Genomic DNA, 2,034 nt, shown 5'->3' on the forward strand with positions numbered 1-2,034 from the left:
CCTCGGAAAAGGTTCGCACTCATAACCTGAAGGGGCGCAGCTTCAAATCCTCCCCCCACAACCATTGTAAGACCTCGGTTAACACAAGCTTTCCGAAGATTGCCTGGCTAATGAATTCTCCAGGAAATAGCAATGAAGTCCAAGTTCGCAGCATTTGGCGCAATCCTGCTTCGGCAGGAGGCCCATGGCACTGCCTGCCTGTCGGTTACTTTGGTCTCGCTCGGGCAGGGGCAATTTGAAGGTATAAGGATCCGATGGCGCGCCCCTAGCGAGCCACGCGGCCTCGGTGAGGCAGGCATCCCATTTCTTGGAAGTGAGTGTCAGTCGTGACGTGCCTAAAACGCGGGCGTGAGGCCCCCAGGTGGTGTTTAGGAGGAAACCCATGACACGAAGGGATACGAGCAGGACCACCGAAACAATCGACCAGGATCGTCGGCGGCTCTTGGGCGCGGCCACAATGGGCATGGCCGTCGCAGGTGCCGCGAGTCTGCTTCCTTCACGATTGGCGCCTGCCTCCCCGGGCGATGCCATTCGTCCCTTCCGCATAAACGTTCCAGAAGAGGTCCTCATCGATCTGCGCCGACGCTTGGCGGTGACCCGCTGGCCCGACCGGGAAACGGTCGCCGACGATTCGCAGGGCGTGCCGCTGGCTACGATGCAGGACCTCGCGCGCTATTGGGCGACAGACCATGATTGGCGCAAAGTTGAAGCCCGACTCAACGCCCTCCCGCAATTCATGACCGAGATCGACGGGCTGGACATTCATTTCATCCACGTTCGTTCGAAACATGAAAATGCGTTGCCGCTCATCGTCACGCATGGTTGGCCGGGCTCGGTCGTCGAACAGCTGAAGATCATCGATCCACTCACCAATCCCACGGCCCACGGTGCGAGCGCGGCGGATGCTTTCCATCTCGTGATCCCATCGATGCCAGGCTATGGATTCTCGGCCAAGCCGACCACGAGCGGCTGGGGGCCGGACCGCATTGCGCGCGCCTGGATCGTCCTGATGAAGCGCCTCGGATACACACGCTTTGTGGCGCAAGGCGGCGATTGGGGTTCGCCGGTCTCGCATCAGATGGCCAAGCTCGGTGATCCAGATTTGATCGGCATTCACGTCAACCTGCCTGGGACCATTCCGCCCGACGTTGCAAAGGCGCTCCAATGCGGCGATCCCGCGCCCTCCGATCTCTCGGCTGATGAAAGACGAGCGTATGAGCAAATCCAGGTCTCATTTTCGCGGCGACGCGCCTACGCCCAAATGATGGGGACGCGCCCGCAAACGCTTTATGGGATTGCGGATTCGCCTATCGGCCTGGCAGCGTGGCTCATTGACCATGGCGACGGTTACGGCCAACCCGCCGCGGCCATCACCTCGGCCTTGGTCGGACACACGATCAATGGACACCCCGCGGGCGACCTCACGCGCGACGACGTTCTCGACGACATTACCCTCTATTGGGTGACGAACTCGGGAGTTTCTTCCGGTCGTCTTTATTGGGAAAACAAGCTCAACCTCTACGCCGCCGCCGACGTCTCGATCCCGGCCGCCGTGACGGTCTTTCCCGGCGAAAATTATGAAGCCCCGCGCAGTTGGGCGGAGCGAGCGTATCATCAGCTTATCTACTACAACAAGGTCGACAAAGGCGGGCACTATGCGGCCTGGGAACAGCCGCAACTTTTTTCAGAAGAGGTTCGCGCGGGCTTCAAATCACTGCGCGGTTAGTGCCTGGTGATTTGACTGTTCCGGTTGCCAAGTAAGCCGCTACCGACGGGGCTTTTGAAAAAGCGCAACGGACTCGCGTTCGGCTCTGTCGATCCGGTCGCGATCGCCGCTCTCGTTGGCGAGCGTCAGGCGATGCTCGGCTTCACTCAGACAATCGTGCTCGAAGCCAGAACGCCAAGCCGAAAAACGCTGTCATCATATTCCGGCCGCAGGTCGGTGTAGAAGGGGGATCGCCTGCGTTCGAGGTAAGCGTGAGTCGAGGAGCCCATCTCGGTTTCTCTACAAATCGGAGCTCCGTCCTTGCAACC

General features: G+C 59.9%; 2 protein-coding genes. Both read left to right on the forward strand.

The genetic code is table 11. The annotated features are described in order from the left end of the window. Positions 1-239, forward strand: a 239-nt coding sequence (locus JOY90_RS08150; RefSeq protein ID WP_291690631.1) for a hypothetical protein, incomplete at its 5' end; no start/stop codon positions are given. Between the two features lie 143 nt (positions 240-382). Beyond that, entirely contained in the window at positions 383-1,726 is a 1,344-nt protein-coding gene (locus JOY90_RS08155; RefSeq protein ID WP_291690632.1) for an epoxide hydrolase family protein, read from the forward strand. Positions 1,727-2,034: the final 308 nt, after the last annotated feature.

Origin of the sequence: Bradyrhizobium sp., from assembly GCF_019242285.1 — a bacterium.
GTDB lineage: Bacteria > Pseudomonadota > Alphaproteobacteria > Rhizobiales > Xanthobacteraceae > Bradyrhizobium.